Raw genomic sequence first — 17636 nt, 5'->3', positions numbered from 1 at the left:
TAGACGGGTTGGTGGTGCTCCGCTGTGCAGCTGGCAAGGCGGAGGAGGGAGGGATACCGGCAGGTATCGCGACCGACGACAACGCTGCCAGGTGTGCAGCGGGGTGCCGCCAACCATTAAGGAACTTCCAACACGCGACACCAGTGCCACCGGGCGATGGTTCTATGCCGACGCCGTGCCGCGTCGGAACAACCGCGCGTCGATCGGATCGATCACACGGTCGAGGCGGTTCACGATCGCAGGCGCCGTCAGAGACGTTGCCGCCCCGAGGAGCAGCCCTGCGACGACGTCCGATGTCCAGTGCATGCCCAAGTAGACGCGAGAGACGGCTGACGCGACTGCGACGACTGCGGCCATCGACAGCATCGTCGCCCGAAGGTTTGCCGATGCCGCCGGCGCAGCGAGCACCGCGAGACCGACCACCAGCGCCGTGGCGCCGGTGACGTGTCCGGACGGGAACGACTGGGCCGCCTCGTGGGTCTCGACCTGAACGGCGAACGGAGGCCGACGACGATCAACGAGCAGTTTCAGGAGTTCGGCGACTCCAGCCGCCCCGCACACTCCCGTCAGGAGTGCAGCCGCCCGCCGAACAGAGCGGTCGCGGTACATGAACACCACGGAGATGGTGACGGCGAAGACGACCGTCGTCACCGGACTGAGCATCGTCGAGATCGCCTTCGCCGTGTCGATGAGCCAGTCGGTCCGGTGGCCCGCGACGAACCGGGTGACGAGTCGATCGTTGCGGAGTGGGCCGCCGAGAACGGCGACAGCGGCGATGAGGACCAGGAGTGCGCCGGTCGCGGCTGCCGCCCACCGAAGGGGCCGTCGCGTCGTGGTGTCAGTCGAGTGCATCACTCCAGCATCGACCACCGGTCCTGAGAGAGTGCTGTGGTCCTCGCTCGGGTCGGGCGAACACCCTTCGCGCGCAGTCCGGAACAGTTAGCGTGGTCGTCACTACTACAGGCCGTCGGGTGCCTGTCTCGACGAGAGGTCATATTGGACCGCATCAACACGGTCGCCGGAGCCGTCGGCGCCGATCAGCTGGGTAGGGTGCTCGCCCACGAGCACGTCTTCGCCGTCCAGGAGGACTTCCGGCTGAACTATCTCCGCGACTGGGACGAGACCGCTGAGATCGATCGTGCGGTCGAGACGCTGACCCGAGTGAAGCAGTCCGGAATCGACACGATCATGGACGTGTCGGTTCTCGGCATCGGTCGAGACATCGAGCGGGTCGCGAAGGTGGCCGAACGGGTCGACCTGAACATCGTCGCGGCGACCGGGGTGTTCACGTTCAACGACCTGCCCTTCCAACTGCACTACACGGGGCCGGGACTGGGATTCGACGTCGACGACCCGCTGGACGAGATGCTCACCAGAGACATCACCGAGGGGATCGGGACCACGTCGATCAAGGCGGGTTTTCTCGTCTGCGTGCTGGAGTCCGAGGGGCTCACGCCAGGTGTGGAGCGGGTGATGCGGTCGGTGGGGCGCGTCGCGGCCGCCACGGGCATCGGAGTGGTGGTTCACACCAATCCGCACACGCAGTCGGGTCTGGTCGCACAGCGCGTACTCGCCGAGGAGGGCGTCGATCTGACGCGGGTGATGCTGGCGCACAGCGGCGACTCGACCGATGTCGACTATTTGATGCGGATCGCCGACGCCGGCTCGATCATCGGCATGGATCGTTTCGGTCTTGATCTGCTGCTCCCCTACGGCGACCGTCTGGCGACCCTGCTGACGATGCTCGAACACGGGTACGCCGACCGGATGGTGTTGTCGCAGGACGCGTTCTGCGTCAGCGACTGGTTCGACGCCACGGCGATGACGCACGTCGGCGATTGGGACTTCTTCCAGGTCACCGGTCGAGTGATTCCGGATCTGCGAGCGAGCGGAGTCGCCGAGACCGCCATCGAATCGATGCTCGTCGACGTGCCCGCCCGCCTGCTGTCACCAGGAGTTCATGCGGATCTTGTTGATCTTCATCCCGAAAAGACTGGACTCAGTCCAGAAAACAGGGCATGATCGAGGCATGGTCACGAACGAGCACACAGCAGCCATCCGGGCTGCCGGACTCCGTGTGACCCGCCCGCGTCTGGCCGTGATGGAAGCGGTCGACGCACACCCTCACTCCGACACGGAAACGATCCTCGCCGCCGTGCGAGACACGCTGGACGGCGTGTCTCGACAGGCCGTTTACGACGTCCTCCGCGCCTTGACCGATGTGGGACTCGTTCGCCGCATCCAGCCCTCAGGTCACGTCTCGCTGTACGAGACGCGAATCGCCGACAACCACCACCATCTCGTCTGCCGCGTGTGCGGCACAGTGCACGACGTCGACTGCGCCGTCGGTGAGGCGCCCTGCCTCGCCGCATCGGACGATCACGGCTTCCACATCGACGAGGCGGAGGTCATCTACTGGGGCGTCTGCGCTGACTGCGTCGCCGCCTCGGATGCGCCCGAGTAGCGCACCCGCTTCCAGACTCTCCCCAACTTCAGCCCGTTCCACCGAAAGGAATCCCAGTGTCCGATCAAGCAGCGCCCGAGCAGGAAGTCCCCGTCGTCACCGGTTGCCCGATGCACGAAGGACGCATGCAGCCGCCGACTGCAGGCGGCGGCAACCGCGACTGGTGGCCCAATGAGCTCAACCTGAAGGTCCTGTCCGAGAACCCCGCCGAGGGCGACCCGAACGGAGCGGGATTCGACTACGCCGCCGCGTTCGACACCCTGGATCTGGCCGAGGTGAAGGCCGACATCACCGCGGTCCTGCGCGACTCGAAGTCGTGGTGGCCCGCCGACTACGGCCACTATGGACCGTTCTTCATCCGCATGGCATGGCACGCCGCGGGCACCTACCGCGTCACAGACGGCCGCGGCGGTGCAGGCCACGGCATGCAGCGCTTCGCGCCGCTGAACAGCTGGCCGGACAATGCGAGCCTGGACAAGGCGCGTCGTCTGCTGTGGCCGGTCAAGAAGAAGCACGGTGCAGCTCTCTCCTGGGCCGACCTGATCGTGCTCGCAGGCAACGTGGCACTCGAGGACATGGGCTTCGACACATTCGGCTTCGCGGGTGGACGCCCCGACAAGTGGGAACCGGAAGAGGTCTACTGGGGCCCTGAACGCGGATGGCTCGACGACGAGCGTTACACCGGCGAACGTGATCTGGAGAACCCGCTCGCAGCCGTCCAGATGGGCCTCATCTACGTCAATCCCGAAGGCCCCAACGGCAACCCCGACCCGCTGCTCGCGGCGAAGGACATCCGCGAGACCTTCGCCCGCATGGCGATGAACGACGAGGAGACCGTCGCCCTCATCGCCGGTGGCCACACGTTCGGCAAGACTCACGGTGCGGGCCCCGCAGACAACGTCGGCCCGGAGCCCGAAGCTGCTCCGCTCGAGCAGATGGGCCTCGGATGGAAGAGCACGTACGAGTCGGGCAAGGGCGGCGACGCCATCACCTCCGGTCTGGAGGGCGCATGGAACAGCACCCCGACCACCTGGGACAACAACTTCTTCTGGACCCTGTTCGCGTACGACTGGGAGCTGACCAAGAGCCCTGCAGGCGCACAGCAGTGGGTGCCGGCGGGCGGCGCGAGCGCAAACAGCGTTCCCGACGCACATGACCCCGAGAAGCGCCACCAGCCGGTCATGCTGACCACCGACCTCGCCCTGCGTGAGGACCCGATCTACGGCCCGATCTCACGTCGCTTCCTCGACAACCCTCGCGAGTTCGCCGACGCGTTCGCTCGTGCATGGTTCAAGCTCACGCACCGCGACATGGGACCGCTCGCCCGCTACCGCGGCGCCGAGGTGCCCTCCGAGAAGCTGATCTGGCAGGACGTCGTCGACGCTCCGGCCGGAGCGCCGATCACCGACGCGGACGTCGCCGATCTGAAAGCACGGATTCTCGCCACCGGGCTGTCGGTCTCGCAGCTCGTCTCCACCGCGTGGGCGTCCGCCGCATCGTTCCGCGGCAGCGACTACCGGGGCGGCGCGAACGGCGCCCGCGTTCGACTGGAGCCGCAGCGCAGCTGGTCGGTGAACGATCCGCAGGCGCTGTCGGAGGTGTTGCCGGTCCTCGAGACCGTCGCCGAGGAGTTCAACGCGTCGTCGTCGACGACTGTCTCCGTGGCAGACGTGATCGTGCTCGGCGGCGCTGCAGCCATCGAGAAGGCGGCCGCCGCCGCCGGTCACGACGTGACCGTGCCGTTCGCAGGCGGTCGCGGAGATGCGACCCAGGAGCAGACCGACGTCGCATCGTTCACCGAGATGGAGCCCCGCTGGGACGGCTTCCGCAACTACGTAGCCGACGGTGTCGACACGCCTGCGGAGTACCTCCTGCTCGACCGCGCGTACCTGCTGCAGCTGACGCCGCCCCAGCTGGCGGTCCTCGTCGGCGGACTGCGTGTGCTCGGCGCGAACCACGGCGACTCGTCGCTCGGTGTGCTCACCGACCGTCCGGGAGTGCTGTCGAACGACTTCTTCGTCAACATCCTCGACATGGACGTGTCGTGGACGGACCAGGGCGACGGCACGTTCGTCGGCACCGATGCGTCCGGTGAGCAGAAGTGGACGGGCAGTCGTGCCGACCTCGTGTTCGGCGCCAACTCGCAGCTGCGCGGCGTCGCCGAGGTCTACGGCGCCGACGATGCGGGCCGCAAGTTCGTCGACGATTTCGTCGCCGCGTGGAATCACGTGATCAACGCAGATCGCTTCGACCTGCGCTGACGCTTGCCACATGCCGGGCCGGGTCCTTCATGGGCCCGGCCCGGCTGTGATTGTGGCGCGCGCTACATTGGCGGAATGAAACTCGGATTGCAGCTCGGATACTGGGGCGCACAGCCCCCGCACAATCACGCCGAACTCGTGGCGGCCGCCGAAGAGCACGATTTCGACGCGGTGTTCACCGCCGAGGCGTGGGGGTCGGACGCCTACACTCCCCTGTCCTGGTGGGGCAGTTCCACGGAGCGGGTCCGCCTCGGCACGTCGGTGATTCAGCTGTCCGCTCGCACACCCACCGCGTGTGCGATGGCCGCTCAGACGCTGGACCACCTCTCCGGAGGGCGTCACATCGTCGGGCTCGGCGTGTCCGGTCCGCAGGTTGTCGAAGGGTGGTACGGCCAGAAGTTTCCGAAGCCGCTCGCGCGGACCCGCGAGTACATCGACATCATGCGCCAGGTCTGGGCTCGTGAAGCGCCGGTGACCAGCGACGGACCGCACTATCGACTTCCGTTGGCGGGCGAGGGAACCACCGGACTCGGTAAGCCGCTCAAGTCGATCGTGCATCCCCTTCGCAAGGACATCCCGATCTTCCTCGGAGCCGAAGGGCCCAAGAACATCGCGCTGACTGCAGAGATCGCCGACGGCTGGCTGCCGCTGTTCTACACACCCCGCCTCGCCGATCAGTACAACGAGTGGCTGGACGAAGGCTTCAACCGTCCCGGCGCGCGCAACACCCGCGAGACGTTCGAGATCTGTGCGACTGCGCAGATCGTGGTGACCGACGACCCGGCGGCCGCGTACGCCGGCATCAAGCCGTTCCTCGCGCTCTACATGGGCGGCATGGGCAGCGAGGACACGAACTTCCACGCCGAGGTGTACCGCCGCATGGGTTACGGCGACGTCGTCGACGAGGTGACCGAACTCTTCCGCTCCGGCCGCAAGGCCGAAGCCGCAGCGATCATTCCCAACGAAGCGGTCGACGATTCGGCCATCATCGGCGACGAGGCGCACGTCCAGAAGGAGATCAAGCGCTGGGAGGCCGCGGGCGTGACAACGATGCTCGTCTCCCCCGGATCGCCTGCCGAAGTGGAACGACTGGCGGCTCTCGTCGCCGAGTGACTTCTCTCGCGTCTGGTGTGCGCCGGGTTACCCACAAGGTGAACACAAAGTGAACACGCCGGTAATGAAAGTTGACGTGGGCTTTCTCGTTGGTTACATTTGTGTGGACTGAAGACGACGGAGGAGGACTCCACCATGCGCAACAACCGCACCAGTCCCACTATCGGCTCGACGATTCGCGTTTACGGACGCCGCATCAACCGGGCGATGAACATGAGCCACGCTGATCGCACGAACCTGCAGCTGTCCAACTCGCCGGTCTCGGTGCTCGGACCCACGCAGCGCCGCCGCTGACTCGCCTCAACACCCGCGAAGGGCCACGACCTCACCCGAGGTCGTGGCCCTTTTCGTTCTTCCCGAGGGTTACGACGGTCGCGGAATACCGCTTGTCAGGTGCCAGAAACCGCAGCGACACTCGTAACAACGCAGAGACGGACGCGCACGTGATGCGCGGCTGATGGCGAGAATCGCGCCCATCACCGCGGGATAGTCGTCGTACGCGATCTTCTCAGGCGTCGGGCAGGTGAACGTGACAGTCGGGACCTCGCGACGGCGTCGACGCGGACGGGCGTGCGCGGCCGCCGTCCTGTCCTCCATCCGCTGGTAGTACTCGCGAAGCTCGTCGTCGTCGAAGAGCGGCATCACAGCTCACTCCTCGTCGTACCGAGGGAGGACGCGGTACACGGTCATCTCCTTCGGCACACCCTTCGCACGGAATCGACGGCGCTTGACCACATACTTGTCAGCGTCGACGGCGGCGAGTGTCGCGTCACTGATGAACACCTCGCTCGCCCCGGCCGCATCGCACACGCGGGCCGCGATGTTGACGTCGACGCCGAGAAAGTCGTCGCCGACCGCGCGCGGCGCGCCGGTGTGCAAGCCTGCTCGCAATGCCGGACGATGCCCTGCGACGGTGATCGCGTTGACGGCTTCACCGCACTCGTAGGCAGCGGAGATCGCCTGTTCGGCGTCGACGAACACGGCCATCGTTCCGTCGCCGAGCGTTTTGACGACCTGTCCGCCCCGCCGTCGGATCACGCGCGCACACGCTTCGTTGACCTGGCCGATGAGGTCGAGCACGTGATCGTCGCCCGCGCGGAGCGCCCAGGTGGAGAAGCTGACGATGTCGGTGAAGAGAATCGTCGCGGGCACAGGTGCGCTGTCGGGTGCAGGTCTGCGGCGTTCGACGATGTTCTGCCACACGGCTACCGATGCCAGCCCGAGCTCGCGTACCGCGCTCGGTCGGTCGGCGTTCGCGTCGCCGATCATCCGCGCGACTCGATCGGACGTCCGGTCGGTCTTCGGTGCGATCGTCTCCCCCGGCGCGAGGCTGCGTGCGAATCGAGCGGCCTTCAGTGCCGCCTCGCTCGAATCCGTGCGGGTCAGAAACTTGTTCGCCCGGTTCAACGACGACCACGAGGTGTCCTCTGGACTCGGCTCCGGGCGCGGTGGTGTCACGTACGAGATTCTACGGTGGGCAGATCGTCCGTGTCGTCGGTGCGTGCCGCATCACGACGGTTGGCGACGATGCTCGACAACGCGGACGCCCCGATGAAGGCGACTCCGATCAGTCCGGTGACCAGTTCTGGCACCTCGAGGTGGATGCTGACCAGCATGATCACCGCGAGAGCGCCGATCGCCCAGTGTGCACCGTGCTCGAGGTAGCGGTACTCCGCCAATGTTCCCGCCCGCACCAGGTACACGGTGATGGACCTCACGAACATCGCGCCGATGAATCCGAGTCCGAGCGCGATGAGGATCGGATCCGAGGTGATCGCGAACGCGCCGATCACACCGTCGAACGAGAACGACGCGTCGAGGACCTCGAGGTAGAGGAACAGGAAGAACCCCGCCTTGCCGACCGCCTTGACCACCTCGGTGGCGCCGGCGCGGCCCTCGTCCGGATCGCCCTGGCCGACCAGTCCCGTGAGCCCGTTGACGAGCAGGTATGTGAACAGGCCGAGCACCCCTGCGGTGAGCACACCGACGAGGTGATCAGATTCTGCGAACTGTGCCGCGATGACCAGCGCTCCGAGGGCCAGGATCGTCGATGCGTTCGGCAGTCTTCCGACCTTCGTCAGCGGGTCCTCGATCGGCGAGAGCCAGGTGATCCCGGAGTCGTCGAACAGGAAGTCGAGAAACAGCATGAGCAGGAACATTCCGCCGAACGCCGCGATCTGTGGGTGAGCGTCGGTCAGGAGTGTCTCGTAGCTCGCGGACCCGTCTGGGAAGTGTGATGCTCCGTCCGCGGGAGGATTGAGCGCAAGATCCATCGCGTCGACCGGGTTGAGCCCGGACGTCGCCCACACGATGGCGAGCGGGAACACCAGACGCATGCCGAACACCGCGATGAGGACACCGACGGTCAGGAAGATCCGCTGCCAGATCGGGCTCATCCGTTCGAGGACGGTGGCGTTGATGACGGCGTTGTCGAACGACAGCGAGATCTCGAGGATGCCGAGAATGGCGGCCACGGCGACCCCGGCCCAGCCTCCGTAGAGGAAGGCCACGATCAGCGCGACGACGGTGACGGCGATCGACGCCCCGAAGATTCGGAAGGTGGTCATCGGAGCCTTTCTGCCTCGTCAGCCATCCGAACAAGCTCGTCGGCCATCGAGGTCAACGACGCCTGGTCGGCGTTCTCGGCGAGCGCGGTACGGATGTCTTCGGCGGCGCATCGGAGTTCGAACAGTCGATCGCCGAGAGCTTCGGCCTCGGCCGCCGACAGGATGAGGGCGTCGCCGGGAATAGCCGTGCCCTCCAGGAGTGTTCTCTGTTCGTAAGCGCGTTGACGGCACGATCGTTTGCAGTATTTCCGCCGTCGACCAGTCTCGGAGTCGACCATCTGCCGACCGCACCACGCGCAGGCGTACGGCCGCTTGTGAGTCGACGTCTCTGACACGCTTGCCTACGTTACCGGCCCAGACGGCCCGGTCCGCGCATCACTCGCGCGGGACGCGTAGAATGGCCGGACCACTGTCTTTTGAGAGGACCCATGAATGGCTGATCGAGTACTGCGCGGTAGCCGGCTCGGAGCGGTGAGCTACGAGACCGACCGCGACCACGACCTCGCGCCGCGGCGGATCGTCCAGTACCGCACCGACAATGGTGAGATCTTCGACATCCCGTTCGCCGACGACGCCGAGATCCCGTCGAAGTGGCCGTGCAAGAACGGCATGGAGGGCACCATCCTCGAAGGCGCCGAGCCGGAGGAGAAGAAGGGCAAGCCGCCACGCACCCACTGGGACATGCTGCTGGAGCGCCGCTCTGAAGAGGAACTGGAAGTTCTGCTCGCCGAGCGTCTCGACCTGCTCAAGCAGCGTCGCCGCGGCGGCACCGCATAACACCGCGAAACAAAGAGTGAGGCCCCGTCGAAAGACGGGGCCTCACTCATCTGTCTGGTCGCTCAGCGACGGAATCGAGCGGTGCGGCCTTCGATGCCCCAGCGGGCGACCTTCAGGAACGACTCGGCGATCACGCCGCCGTCCATCTTCGACTCGCCGATGGCGCGTTCGGTGAACGTGATGGGGACTTCGCGGATCACGAACCCGGCCTGCATGGTGCGCCAGGCGAGATCGATCTGGAAGCAGTAGCCCGCGGAATCGACCTGGTCGAGCCCGATCTTCTCGAGGACCTCACGACGGAACGCCCGGTAACCGGCGGTGATGTCCTTGATCTTGGATCCGAGTGCCAGACGCGCGTAGGTGTTCGCGCCCTTCGACAGCACCTCGCGCCGCTTCGGCCAGTTGACCAATGCACCGCCGGGGACGTAACGCGAGCCGATGACTAGGTCGGCGCCTGCGTTGATCTCGTCGAACAGCCGGTGCAGCTGCTCGGGAGCGTGACTGCCGTCGGCGTCCATTTCGACGATCACGCGGTAATCGCGGTCCAGGCCCCACGCGAAACCCGCGAGGTAGGCCTTGCCGAGGCCGTCCTTCGCCGTGCGGTGCATCACGTGGACACGGCCCGCAGCGTCGTCCGCTGCAAGCTGATCGGCGACGTCACCGGTCCCGTCGGGACTCGAGTCGTCGACCACCAGCACGTGGACGTCGGACATCGCGTCGAGCAGGCGTCCGACGATCAGGGGCAGATTCTCACGTTCGTTGAATGTGGGAATGACGACGAGCGCCCCCGCGCCCCGCTGTCCGATCACTTCCTGACCGCTACCGCTCATCGTGCTCCTTCATCCCTCCGGCCGGTCGGCGTCGACCGGCGAACACATCGAGGTTAGTCGCTCGCATCAGTGCGTACAAAAAACCGACCACCAAGATCAGCAGTATCGCGCGTTCCGGCCAGGCCCCGAGTCGGACCGCAACGGTGCGTCCGTCGCGCAGTTCCAGCGGACTCTGCAACAGGGCGGGCTCGAAGAGCTCACTCTGGTCGATGATCGTTCCGTCGGACCGGATCAGGGCGCTGAGTCCACTGGTCGAGACGACGGCGACGTCGCGGCCGGTCTCAACGGCGCGGATGCGCGACATCGCGAGCTGCTGGCTGCTCATCTCTGTGAGCCCGAACGTCGCATTGTTGGTCGGTACGTACAGGAGTTGTGCGCCGTCGTCGATCGCTTGACGTGGGGAACGGTCGAACGCGACCTCCCAGCACGTCGAGACGCCGAGACGAACTGGCCCCTCAGACGTCTGAGCGGTGAGGATCGCGGGTCCGGTGCCCGGACGGAAGTCGCCTGCACGATCGGCGTACGACGAGAAGTGCCGGAAGAATCCCCGCCACGGGAGGTACTCGCCGAAGGGCTGGATGATGTGCTTGTCGTAGCGGCCAGACGGATCGGAGTCGGCGACCCTGTCGGTGACCCCCCACAGCAGGACTGAGTTGGACGGCCGACCGTCGTCGTTCGGCACGAGGGTGCCGAGCACGATCGGCACACCGGCGGAGGTCGCCGCTGAGCGAATCAACTCGGCGGCGTCCGGGTTCAGCGACGGTGGGATGTCGGATGCGTTCTCCGGCCACAGCACGATGTCGGGTTGAGGGCGGCTGCCGTCTCGAACCTGGCGGGCGAGTTCCATCGTCTGTTCAACGTGGTTGTCGAGCACTGCACGACGTTGTTCGTTGAAGTCGAGGCCGAGTCGCGGAACGTTGCCCTGAACGGCGGCGACCTCGATCGACCCCGTTGCATGCGTTCCGGGTGCACCGACCAAGCTCATCACCGCGCCCGCGATCAACGAGGCTACGACCACCGCGGCACCCGCGGCCGGGCGCAGACGCCCGCCGCTCGCCCGCTTAAGATCGATAAGAGCAAGGGCGCAAGCACCGACGCCGGCTCCGACGATCGCGACCAGGAACGAGAGCCCCGGTGCTCCGACGAGAGACGTCAACGGAAGAAGCAGGCCGGTCGTCTGACTGAATGCCGCTCGTCCCCACGGGAATCCACCGAACGGGAACGACGAACGGATCGCTTCGACTCCGACCCAGGCGACGGCGAACCATACAGGCGCGCATTGCAGGCGCATGGTGAGCGTTGCCACAGCGCCGAACGCGGCCAGATAGAGGGCCATCACCACCGCCAGAGCAAGCCATGGCAGCGGGCCGACGTACTCCCCGATCCACGGCAGGAGCGGCACGAAGAACGCGACGCCGAACACGAACCCCGACAGAGCGCCGACTCGAATCCTGGGGCGCCCGACACGCAGGACTGCGTAGAGCACTGCTAGCGACAGCGGAGCAAGGAACCAGAGGTCACGCGGCGGAAATGCGGCGTACATCAGCCCGCCGGACGCGGCCGACGCTAGAAGTCGCCACGCCCAGCCGGGAAGCCTCACGCAGTCGGCCGCTCGTAAATGGTGACGCCGGCAGCGACCGTCCGGACGCATTCGGGCAGTCGCGCACCGGGTGCGACGTCCGGGAGAGCCGGAACGCGTGATCTGGGATCGGTCGACCAGCGCTGGACACCGGCATGGGAGGCGGCGACGACGAGTTCGTCGACGTCCCAGACCGCGTAGTGTGCGGGGGCGCCCGGCACGAGTGTGCCGGTGAGCCCGTCGTTGACACCTCCGGCGCGCCATCCGCCACGCGTGCAGGCGGCGAACGCTGCACGCGGCGAGATCGCGTTGGTAGGCGTGTGGTGATGCGCGGCGGCACGAATGGTCGCCCACGGGTCGATGTCGCAGACCGGGGCGTCACTGGAGAACGCGAGGGCCACACCGGCTTTGGCGAGTCCGGCGAAGTTGTTGAGCGTCGGAGCCCGATCGCCGAGCCGCTTGATGTACAGGGCGTCGTCCCCGCCCCATTCGTCGTCGAACAGCGGCTGCATACTCGCCACCACACCGCATCGTGCGAACACCTCCGCCTGCTCCGCGGTGACCATCTCGGCATGTTCGAGACGGTGGGCACATCGTGCGAGCGCGGGAGTGCCGAGTTCGTCGGCGACGAGGGTCATTGCGGCCGCAACAGCCGCGACGGCTCCGTCGCCGATCACATGGAACCCGGCCTGCACACCTGCGAGGGTGGTGGCGCGCAGATGGTTGGCGATGGTCTCCTCGTCGAGGTAGCTCACCCCGAACTCACCCGGTGCATCGCTGTACTCCGCGCTCAGCCACGCGGTGCGCGACCCGAGAGCGCCGTCGACGAACAGGTCTCCGCCGATGCCGTCGGCACCCATCGCGGAGACGACTGCGCGCGCCTCCTCCAGCGTGCTGACCGGCTGGCCCCAGTATCGGCGCACCGTGACGCCGTGGTCGAGGTCGGCGAGCGAGCGGAAGTCGTCGACCCCGCTGATATCGGGGCCGCCGTTCTCGTGAACGGCGACGACACCGCGTGACGCCGCGTGGTCGAGTGCCTTGATCTGTGCATCGTGGCGAGCTTCGGGAGTGATGAGCGCCCGTGCCGCAGCACGGACACGATGGTGGGCGTCTGCGACGAGCGGTCCCTGCGCGTCGAAACCGGTGGCGGCCTCGATGCCGTGAACGAGCTCCCGCAGTGCGGTAGAGGCCGCTGCCGAATGCTCATCGACACGCGCCAGGTAGACCGGGCGTCCACCGGCCACGCGATCGATGTCGTCGGTGGTGGGCGGCATGTCGTCGTCGGGTCGGTCTCCCGACCAGGTGGACGCGTCCCATCCGAGACCCCACACGATCGCCTGATCGGAGTCGGCGACGTGCGCGGCGAGCCGATCGAGGCAGTCTGTTCGGCTCGTCGCGTCGGTCAGGTCGAGGCCGGTAAGTCGAAGCCCCATGTCGGTCAGATGAACGTGCGAGTCGACGAACGCCGGTGCGACGAAGTGACCGTCGAGGTCGACCACCTCCGCGTCCGGATGCAGCGCCCGACCCACATCGTCGGTCCCGACCCAGACGACGACTCCGTCAGTGATCGCGAGTGCAGTGGCATCGGGGACGGCCGGCGAGGAATAGACCATTCCACCGACCAGAAGCTGTGTGGTCACACCCTCGATTGTGTCAAAGGCCCGGCGAGCGTGCCGTCAGGGTTGGGTGACCGGCGACTGCGGCAGCCGGGGCAGGTCGATGTAGACGCTTCCGTCCGGGTTGCGGGGCGTGATGTCAACCACGTCGGACGTCTGGTCGACGACGTCTCCCTCGACGGTTCCGTCCACGTAACGACGGCCCATGCCACCGGGGACCCCGGCGACGACGAACGACGCGCGTCGGACGAGGCTCCGCTCAACGGCAGGCGCGAGCATGCGACGGACCGGCGGTGTCATCAACACGAGTCCGACAATGGTCGACACCACACCCGGAAGGATCGTGAACAACGCGGCACCGGCGAACAACGCAGCGTCGGACGCGGGTTCCCCGTCTGTCGGCTCGCGACGGGAGGCTCGTCGAAGATCTGCGGTGAGCCCGCGAGCGCGACGGCCCAGGACAGCGAAGCCGACCGCCGCAGCGCCCAGGGTGATGAGCAACGCCCACCCGAAGCCGAGGAAGTAGGTCAACGCTGCGAACGCCGCGATCTCCACGACGACGTAGCCCGCGAGTAGAAGCCTGATCATGTCCGTGTCTCTCTGTCGTGTCACGTGCGCTTGTCTGTAGCTACAACGCTTGCGTCCACAAAAGAGTTCCCTTCGACTCGCTCCGCTCGCTCACGACAAGCCCTTCGACTGGCTTCGCTCGCTCACGACAAGCCCGCGCTAGCTCTCGGTGCGCTCCTCGATGTCGCCCTCGGCGTCGAGGTACACGCGACGAAGCTCGTCGAGGAGTTCGGCGGGAGGCTCGTGCCACATGTCGCGCTCCACGGCTTCGAGGAGCCGCTCGGAGATCCCGTGCAGTGCCCACGGGTTGGACTGCTGCAGGAACTCGCGGTTGGTCTTGTCCAGAACGTACTGCTCGGTGAGCTGTTCGTACATCCAATCGGCGACGACGTCGGTCGTGGCGTCGTACCCGAACAGGTAGTCGACCGTCGCCGCCATCTCGAACGCGCCCTTGTAGCCGTGCCGCCGCATGGCCGACAACCAGCGCGGGTTCACCACGCGAGCCCGGAACACCCGTGAGGTCTCCTCGTGCAGCGTGCGAGTGCGCACCGCGTCGGGGCGGGTCGAGTCACCGATGTACGCCTCCGGGTTCGATCCGGTGAGCGATCGGACGGTGGCGATCATCCCTCCGTGGAACTGGAAGTAGTCGTCGGAGTCGGCGATGTCGTGCTCTCGGGTGTCGGTGTTCTTCGCGGCGACGGCGATCCTGCGGTACGCCGCACGCATGTCGTCGACCGCGGCGACACCGTCGAGTTCGCGGCCGTACGCGTAGCCGCCCCACTCGGTGTAGACGGCCGCGAGGTCGTCATCGGTCCGCCACTGCTTCGAATCGATCAACTGCAGGAGTCCAGCCCCGTACGTGCCCGGACGAGAGCCGAACACGCGGGTCGTCGCGCGTCGCGCGTCGCCGTGCTCGGCGAGCGCCGCCCGAGCATGGGCGGCCACGAAGTTGTCGGAGTCCGGCTCGTCGGCGTCGGCGGCGAGGCGCACGGCGTCGTCGAGCATGGTGACCACATGTGAGAAGGCGTCGCGGAAGAACCCGGAGATGCGGATCGTCACATCGATGCGCGGGCGGCCCAGCTCAGCGAGCGGGACCAGTTCGACACCCGTGATGCGGCGGGACATCTCATCCCACACGGGTGCCACACCGAGGAGCGCGAGGATCTCGCCGACGTCGTCGCCCGAGGTCCGCATCGCGCTGGTTCCCCAGACCGACAGTCCCACTGACGCCGGATACTCGCCGTGATCGGCGAGGTACCGTTCGACGAGCGAGTCGGCCATCGCGCGGCCGGTCTCGAAAGCCAACTGCGACGGGACCGCTTTGGGGTCGACGGAGTAGAAGTTGCGACCCGTCGGGAGCACGTTGATCAGACCGCGAAGCGGGGAGCCGCTCGGCCCGGCCTCGATGAAACCGCCGTCGAGCGCGTGAAGCACCTGGTCGATCTCGCGACTCGTCTGACGCAGCCGTGGAACCACCTCGGTGGCGGCGAACGTGAGGATCTCCCCCACCTCGTCCGGATGATCGGCCGTCGCAGCAGCGACGGCCTCCGTCGACCAGTCGTCGTCGGCGCATGTCGACACGAGGTCGCGAGCGATCTGCTCCACACGATCGACGTCGCCGCGCGACGAGTCGTTCTCGACCAGACCGAGTGCTTCGCGCAGGCCCGGCAGGCTCTGCGAACCGCCCCACAGCTGACGGGCCCGGAGCATGGCGAGGACCAGGTCCACTTCGGTCTCGGCGTCCGGCGCCTGGCCGAGCACGTGGAGACCGTCGCGGATCGCGGCATCCTTGATCTCGCACAGCCATCCGTCGACGTGCAGGAGCATGTCGTCGAACACGTCCTCCTCCGGCCGTTCCGCGAGGCCCAGGTCGGCGTCCATCTTCGCTGCGGTCAAGAGGGTCCAGATCTGCTGTCGGATGGCTGGCAGCTTGCCCGGATCGAGTGCCGAGATGTTCGCGTGCTCGTCGAGAAGCTGCTCGAGGCGGGAGATGTCGCCGTACGACTCGGCCCGGGCCATCGGCGGAATCAGGTGGTCGACGAGGACAGCGTGCGCTCGACGCTTGGCCTGCGTGCCCTCGCCGGGGTCGTTGACCAGGAATGGGTAGATCAGCGGAAGATCGCCCAGCGCAGCATCGGTGCCGCAGTCCGCCGACATCCCGAGGGTCTTACCGGGCAGCCACTCCAGGTTTCCGTGTTTGCCGACGTGGACGACGGCGTCGGCTCCGAAACCCCACCCGTCGGTGTCGGCCCGCGATGCGAGCCAGCGGTAACTCGCCAGGTAGTGGTGACTCGGCGGCAGATCCGGATCGTGGTAGATCGCGACGGGGTTCTCGCCGAAGCCGCGGGGCGGCTGAACCAGGAGCACGATGTTCCCGAACGTCATGGCGGCGATCACGATGTCGCCGTCCGGATTCGCCGACCGGTCGACGAAGAGCTCGCCGGGTGGCGGTCCCCAATGCTCGATGACCGCTCCGCGGAGACCGTCGGGCAGCGTCTGGAACCAGCGGGTGTAGTCGGCCGCGCCCACCCGGATCGGATTGGCCGCCAGTGCCTCCTCCGTGAGCCAGTCGGCGTCCTGGCCTCCGGCGTCGATCAGTGCGTGCATCAGTGCATCGGGATCGTCGGCATCCGGGGTCGCGCCGAGGCCCGGCACGTCGCCGGCGACCTGGTAACCGGCGTCGCCGAGCGCCCTCAGCAGATGAACGAGGCTGCGCGGGGTGTCGAGGCCGACGGCGTTGCCGATTCGTGCATGCTTCGTCGGGTAGGCCGACAACAGCAGCGCGATGCGGCGCTCCGTCGCGGGGAGGTGACGCAGCCGAGCGTGCCGGACGGCGATTCCTGCGACGCGCGCGCAGCGCTCGACGTCGGGCGCGTAGAACGGCAGACCGTTGTCGTCGAACTCCTTGAACGAGAACGGCACGGTGATGATCCGGCCGTCGAACTCGGGTACCGCGACCTGGCTAGCGACGTCGAGCGGCGACACCCCGTCGTCCTGTGACTCCCAATCGTCACGCGACGATGTGAGGCACAGCCCCTGCAGGATCGGAATGTCCAGAGCCGCAAGACGTTCGACGTTCCATGCTTCGTCGTCTCCGCCTGCGCCCGCCGTGGCCGGCGTGATGCCGCCTGCCGCGAGCACAGTCACGATCAACGCGTCGAAGGTGCCGAGATGTGCGATCAGTTCGTCGTCGGCGGCACGCAGCGAAGCGCAGAACACCGCTTCTGCTTGCCCGCCGTGGTTCTCGATCGCGGTGCACAGGGTGTCGACGTACTCGGTGTTTCCAGCGAGATGCTGGGCGCGGTAGTACAGGACGCCGACGCGCATCTCGACTGCGCTCGATGAGCCGGAAGACTCGCTCGATGAGCCGGAAGACTCGCTCGATCGGCCGGAAGAGTCGATTGATCGGCCGGACGGGGTGCGTTCCAGGATTCCCCAGGCGGGAGTCTCGACGGGAGGAGCGAAGCCGAGGCCGGTGAGCAGCACGGTGTCGGACAGGAAGTCGTGCACGGCGGCGAGGTTCGCGTGACCGCCTGCGACGAAGTAGCTGTGGGCCTGAGCGGCGACGCCTGTCGGAACCGTCGACATGGCCATCAGGTCCGGGTCGGGATTGAGTTCACCGGACAGGACGATCACCGGAACCTGCTGGGCCAAGACGGCGTCCAGCCCCTCTTCCCACGCCCGTCGACCACCCAGGATTCGGACGACGACGAGATCGGCGCCGTCGATGAGGGCGGGGATCTCGTCGAGCAGGATGCGGCTCGGGTTCGCCACCCGGTAGTCGGCGCCGCAGGTGGCGGCGGTGCGCAGATCGGTGTCGGACGTGGACAGCAGCGTGATCACGGCGTACTCCTCGCCGGGA

The 17636-nt window shown here is 66.8% G+C and carries 16 protein-coding genes; 6 read left to right on the top strand and 10 right to left on the bottom strand.

Features of this window, described 5'->3' with window-relative positions:
- Positions 1-162: 162 nt before the first annotated feature.
- Entirely contained in the window at positions 163-852 is a 690-nt protein-coding gene (locus GM1_RS02260; protein ID WP_008376283.1) for a phosphatase PAP2 family protein, read from the bottom strand.
- 144 nt (positions 853-996) lie between these two features.
- On the opposite strand from GM1_RS02260, the gene GM1_RS02255 reads away from it, so the two are divergent.
- From GM1_RS02255 to GM1_RS22220, 5 genes are all read left to right on the top strand, one after another.
- Positions 997-2022 carry a phosphotriesterase family protein gene (locus GM1_RS02255; RefSeq protein ID WP_008376281.1) on the top strand — a complete coding sequence of 342 codons (1026 nt, stop codon included), beginning with the start codon at positions 997-999 and terminating at the stop codon, positions 2020-2022.
- 7 nt (positions 2023-2029) lie between these two features.
- The gene (locus GM1_RS02250; protein WP_008376279.1) at positions 2030-2464 is read left to right on the top strand and encodes a Fur family transcriptional regulator; all 435 of its coding nucleotides are present in this window, start codon (positions 2030-2032) and stop codon (positions 2462-2464) included.
- Positions 2465-2574: 110 nt separating this feature from the next.
- Complete coding sequence (gene katG / locus GM1_RS02245) at positions 2575-4725, top strand: catalase/peroxidase HPI (protein WP_081604222.1); 2151 nt, start codon at positions 2575-2577, stop codon at positions 4723-4725.
- Between the two features lie 75 nt (positions 4726-4800).
- The gene (locus tag GM1_RS02240) at positions 4801-5838 is read left to right on the top strand and encodes an LLM class F420-dependent oxidoreductase (RefSeq protein ID WP_008376274.1); all 1038 of its coding nucleotides are present in this window, start codon (positions 4801-4803) and stop codon (positions 5836-5838) included.
- A 135-nt stretch (positions 5839-5973) separates the two neighbouring features.
- The gene (locus GM1_RS22220) at positions 5974-6132 is read left to right on the top strand and encodes a hypothetical protein (protein WP_008376272.1); all 159 of its coding nucleotides are present in this window, start codon (positions 5974-5976) and stop codon (positions 6130-6132) included.
- A gap of 69 nt (positions 6133-6201) precedes the next feature.
- Here the strand turns inward: GM1_RS22220 and GM1_RS02235 are convergent, their stop codons facing one another.
- The 4 genes from GM1_RS02235 to GM1_RS02220 are packed head-to-tail and all read right to left on the bottom strand — an operon-like array spanning position 6202 to position 8683.
- Positions 6202-6480 (bottom strand): hypothetical protein, encoded by a 279-nt coding sequence (locus tag GM1_RS02235; RefSeq protein WP_040519329.1) that lies wholly within the window; start codon positions 6478-6480, stop codon positions 6202-6204.
- 6 nt (positions 6481-6486) lie between these two features.
- Positions 6487-7296, bottom strand: a complete 810-nt coding sequence (locus GM1_RS02230; RefSeq protein ID WP_008376268.1) for an adenylate/guanylate cyclase domain-containing protein — start codon at positions 7294-7296, stop codon at positions 6487-6489.
- Positions 7293-8405, bottom strand: a complete 1113-nt coding sequence (locus GM1_RS02225; RefSeq protein ID WP_008376266.1) for a DUF475 domain-containing protein — start codon at positions 8403-8405, stop codon at positions 7293-7295. Before GM1_RS02225 ends, GM1_RS02230 begins: the two co-directional genes overlap by 4 nt.
- Positions 8402-8683 (bottom strand): hypothetical protein, encoded by a 282-nt coding sequence (locus GM1_RS02220; RefSeq protein ID WP_040519371.1) that lies wholly within the window; start codon positions 8681-8683, stop codon positions 8402-8404. The genes GM1_RS02225 and GM1_RS02220 overlap by 4 nt, the downstream gene beginning before the upstream one ends.
- A 154-nt stretch (positions 8684-8837) precedes the next feature.
- On the opposite strand from GM1_RS02220, the gene GM1_RS02215 reads away from it, so the two are divergent.
- Entirely contained in the window at positions 8838-9182 is a 345-nt protein-coding gene (locus tag GM1_RS02215; RefSeq protein ID WP_008376263.1) for an RNA polymerase-binding protein RbpA, read from the top strand.
- A gap of 62 nt (positions 9183-9244) precedes the next feature.
- Here GM1_RS02215 and GM1_RS02210 read toward each other — a convergent pair whose 3' ends face one another.
- The 5 genes from GM1_RS02210 to cobN all read right to left on the bottom strand — a co-directional run bounded on the left by GM1_RS02210 (position 9245) and on the right by cobN (position 17617).
- Positions 9245-10012: a polyprenol monophosphomannose synthase gene (locus GM1_RS02210; protein WP_008376261.1), complete on the bottom strand. Its 768-nt coding sequence runs from the start codon at positions 10010-10012 to the stop codon at positions 9245-9247.
- Complete coding sequence (gene lnt, locus GM1_RS02205) at positions 10002-11555, bottom strand: apolipoprotein N-acyltransferase (RefSeq protein ID WP_008376259.1); 1554 nt, start codon at positions 11553-11555, stop codon at positions 10002-10004. The genes GM1_RS02210 and lnt overlap by 11 nt, the downstream gene beginning before the upstream one ends.
- 53 nt (positions 11556-11608) lie before the next feature.
- Positions 11609-13231 carry an amidohydrolase gene (locus GM1_RS02200; RefSeq protein WP_008376258.1) on the bottom strand — a complete coding sequence of 541 codons (1623 nt, stop codon included), beginning with the start codon at positions 13229-13231 and terminating at the stop codon, positions 11609-11611.
- 36 nt (positions 13232-13267) lie between these two features.
- A complete protein-coding gene (locus GM1_RS02195; protein WP_008376257.1) occupies positions 13268-13795 on the bottom strand; it encodes an FxsA family protein in 528 nt (175 codons plus the stop codon).
- A 138-nt stretch (positions 13796-13933) separates the two neighbouring features.
- Positions 13934-17617, bottom strand: coding sequence for a cobaltochelatase subunit CobN (gene cobN / locus GM1_RS02190; RefSeq protein ID WP_008376255.1), 3684 nt, complete (start codon positions 17615-17617; stop codon positions 13934-13936).
- Between the last annotated feature and the right edge of the window lie 19 nt (positions 17618-17636).

It is taken from the genome of Gordonia malaquae NBRC 108250, from assembly GCF_000344135.1.
Taxonomy (GTDB): domain Bacteria; phylum Actinomycetota; class Actinomycetes; order Mycobacteriales; family Mycobacteriaceae; genus Gordonia; species Gordonia malaquae.
This window is presented reverse-complemented; position numbering and strand designations above follow the sequence as displayed.

Coding starts and splice junctions, on each gene's coding strand:
- GM1_RS02260 (WP_008376283.1), bottom strand. CDS start 852: ATGCACTCGACTGACACCACGACGCGACGGCCCCTTCGGTGGGCGGCA.
- GM1_RS02250 (WP_008376279.1), top strand. CDS start 2,030: ATGGTCACGAACGAGCACACAGCAGCCATCCGGGCTGCCGGACTCCGT.
- katG (WP_081604222.1), top strand. CDS start 2,575: ATGCACGAAGGACGCATGCAGCCGCCGACTGCAGGCGGCGGCAACCGC.
- GM1_RS02240 (WP_008376274.1), top strand. CDS start 4,801: ATGAAACTCGGATTGCAGCTCGGATACTGGGGCGCACAGCCCCCGCAC.
- GM1_RS22220 (WP_008376272.1), top strand. CDS start 5,974: ATGCGCAACAACCGCACCAGTCCCACTATCGGCTCGACGATTCGCGTT.
- GM1_RS02235 (WP_040519329.1), bottom strand. CDS start 6,480: ATGCCGCTCTTCGACGACGACGAGCTTCGCGAGTACTACCAGCGGATG.
- GM1_RS02225 (WP_008376266.1), bottom strand. CDS start 8,405: ATGACCACCTTCCGAATCTTCGGGGCGTCGATCGCCGTCACCGTCGTC.
- GM1_RS02220 (WP_040519371.1), bottom strand. CDS start 8,683: ATGGTCGACTCCGAGACTGGTCGACGGCGGAAATACTGCAAACGATCG.
- GM1_RS02215 (WP_008376263.1), top strand. CDS start 8,838: ATGGCTGATCGAGTACTGCGCGGTAGCCGGCTCGGAGCGGTGAGCTAC.
- GM1_RS02210 (WP_008376261.1), bottom strand. CDS start 10,012: ATGAGCGGTAGCGGTCAGGAAGTGATCGGACAGCGGGGCGCGGGGGCG.
- lnt (WP_008376259.1), bottom strand. CDS start 11,555: ATGTACGCCGCATTTCCGCCGCGTGACCTCTGGTTCCTTGCTCCGCTG.
- GM1_RS02195 (WP_008376257.1), bottom strand. CDS start 13,795: ATGATCAGGCTTCTACTCGCGGGCTACGTCGTCGTGGAGATCGCGGCG.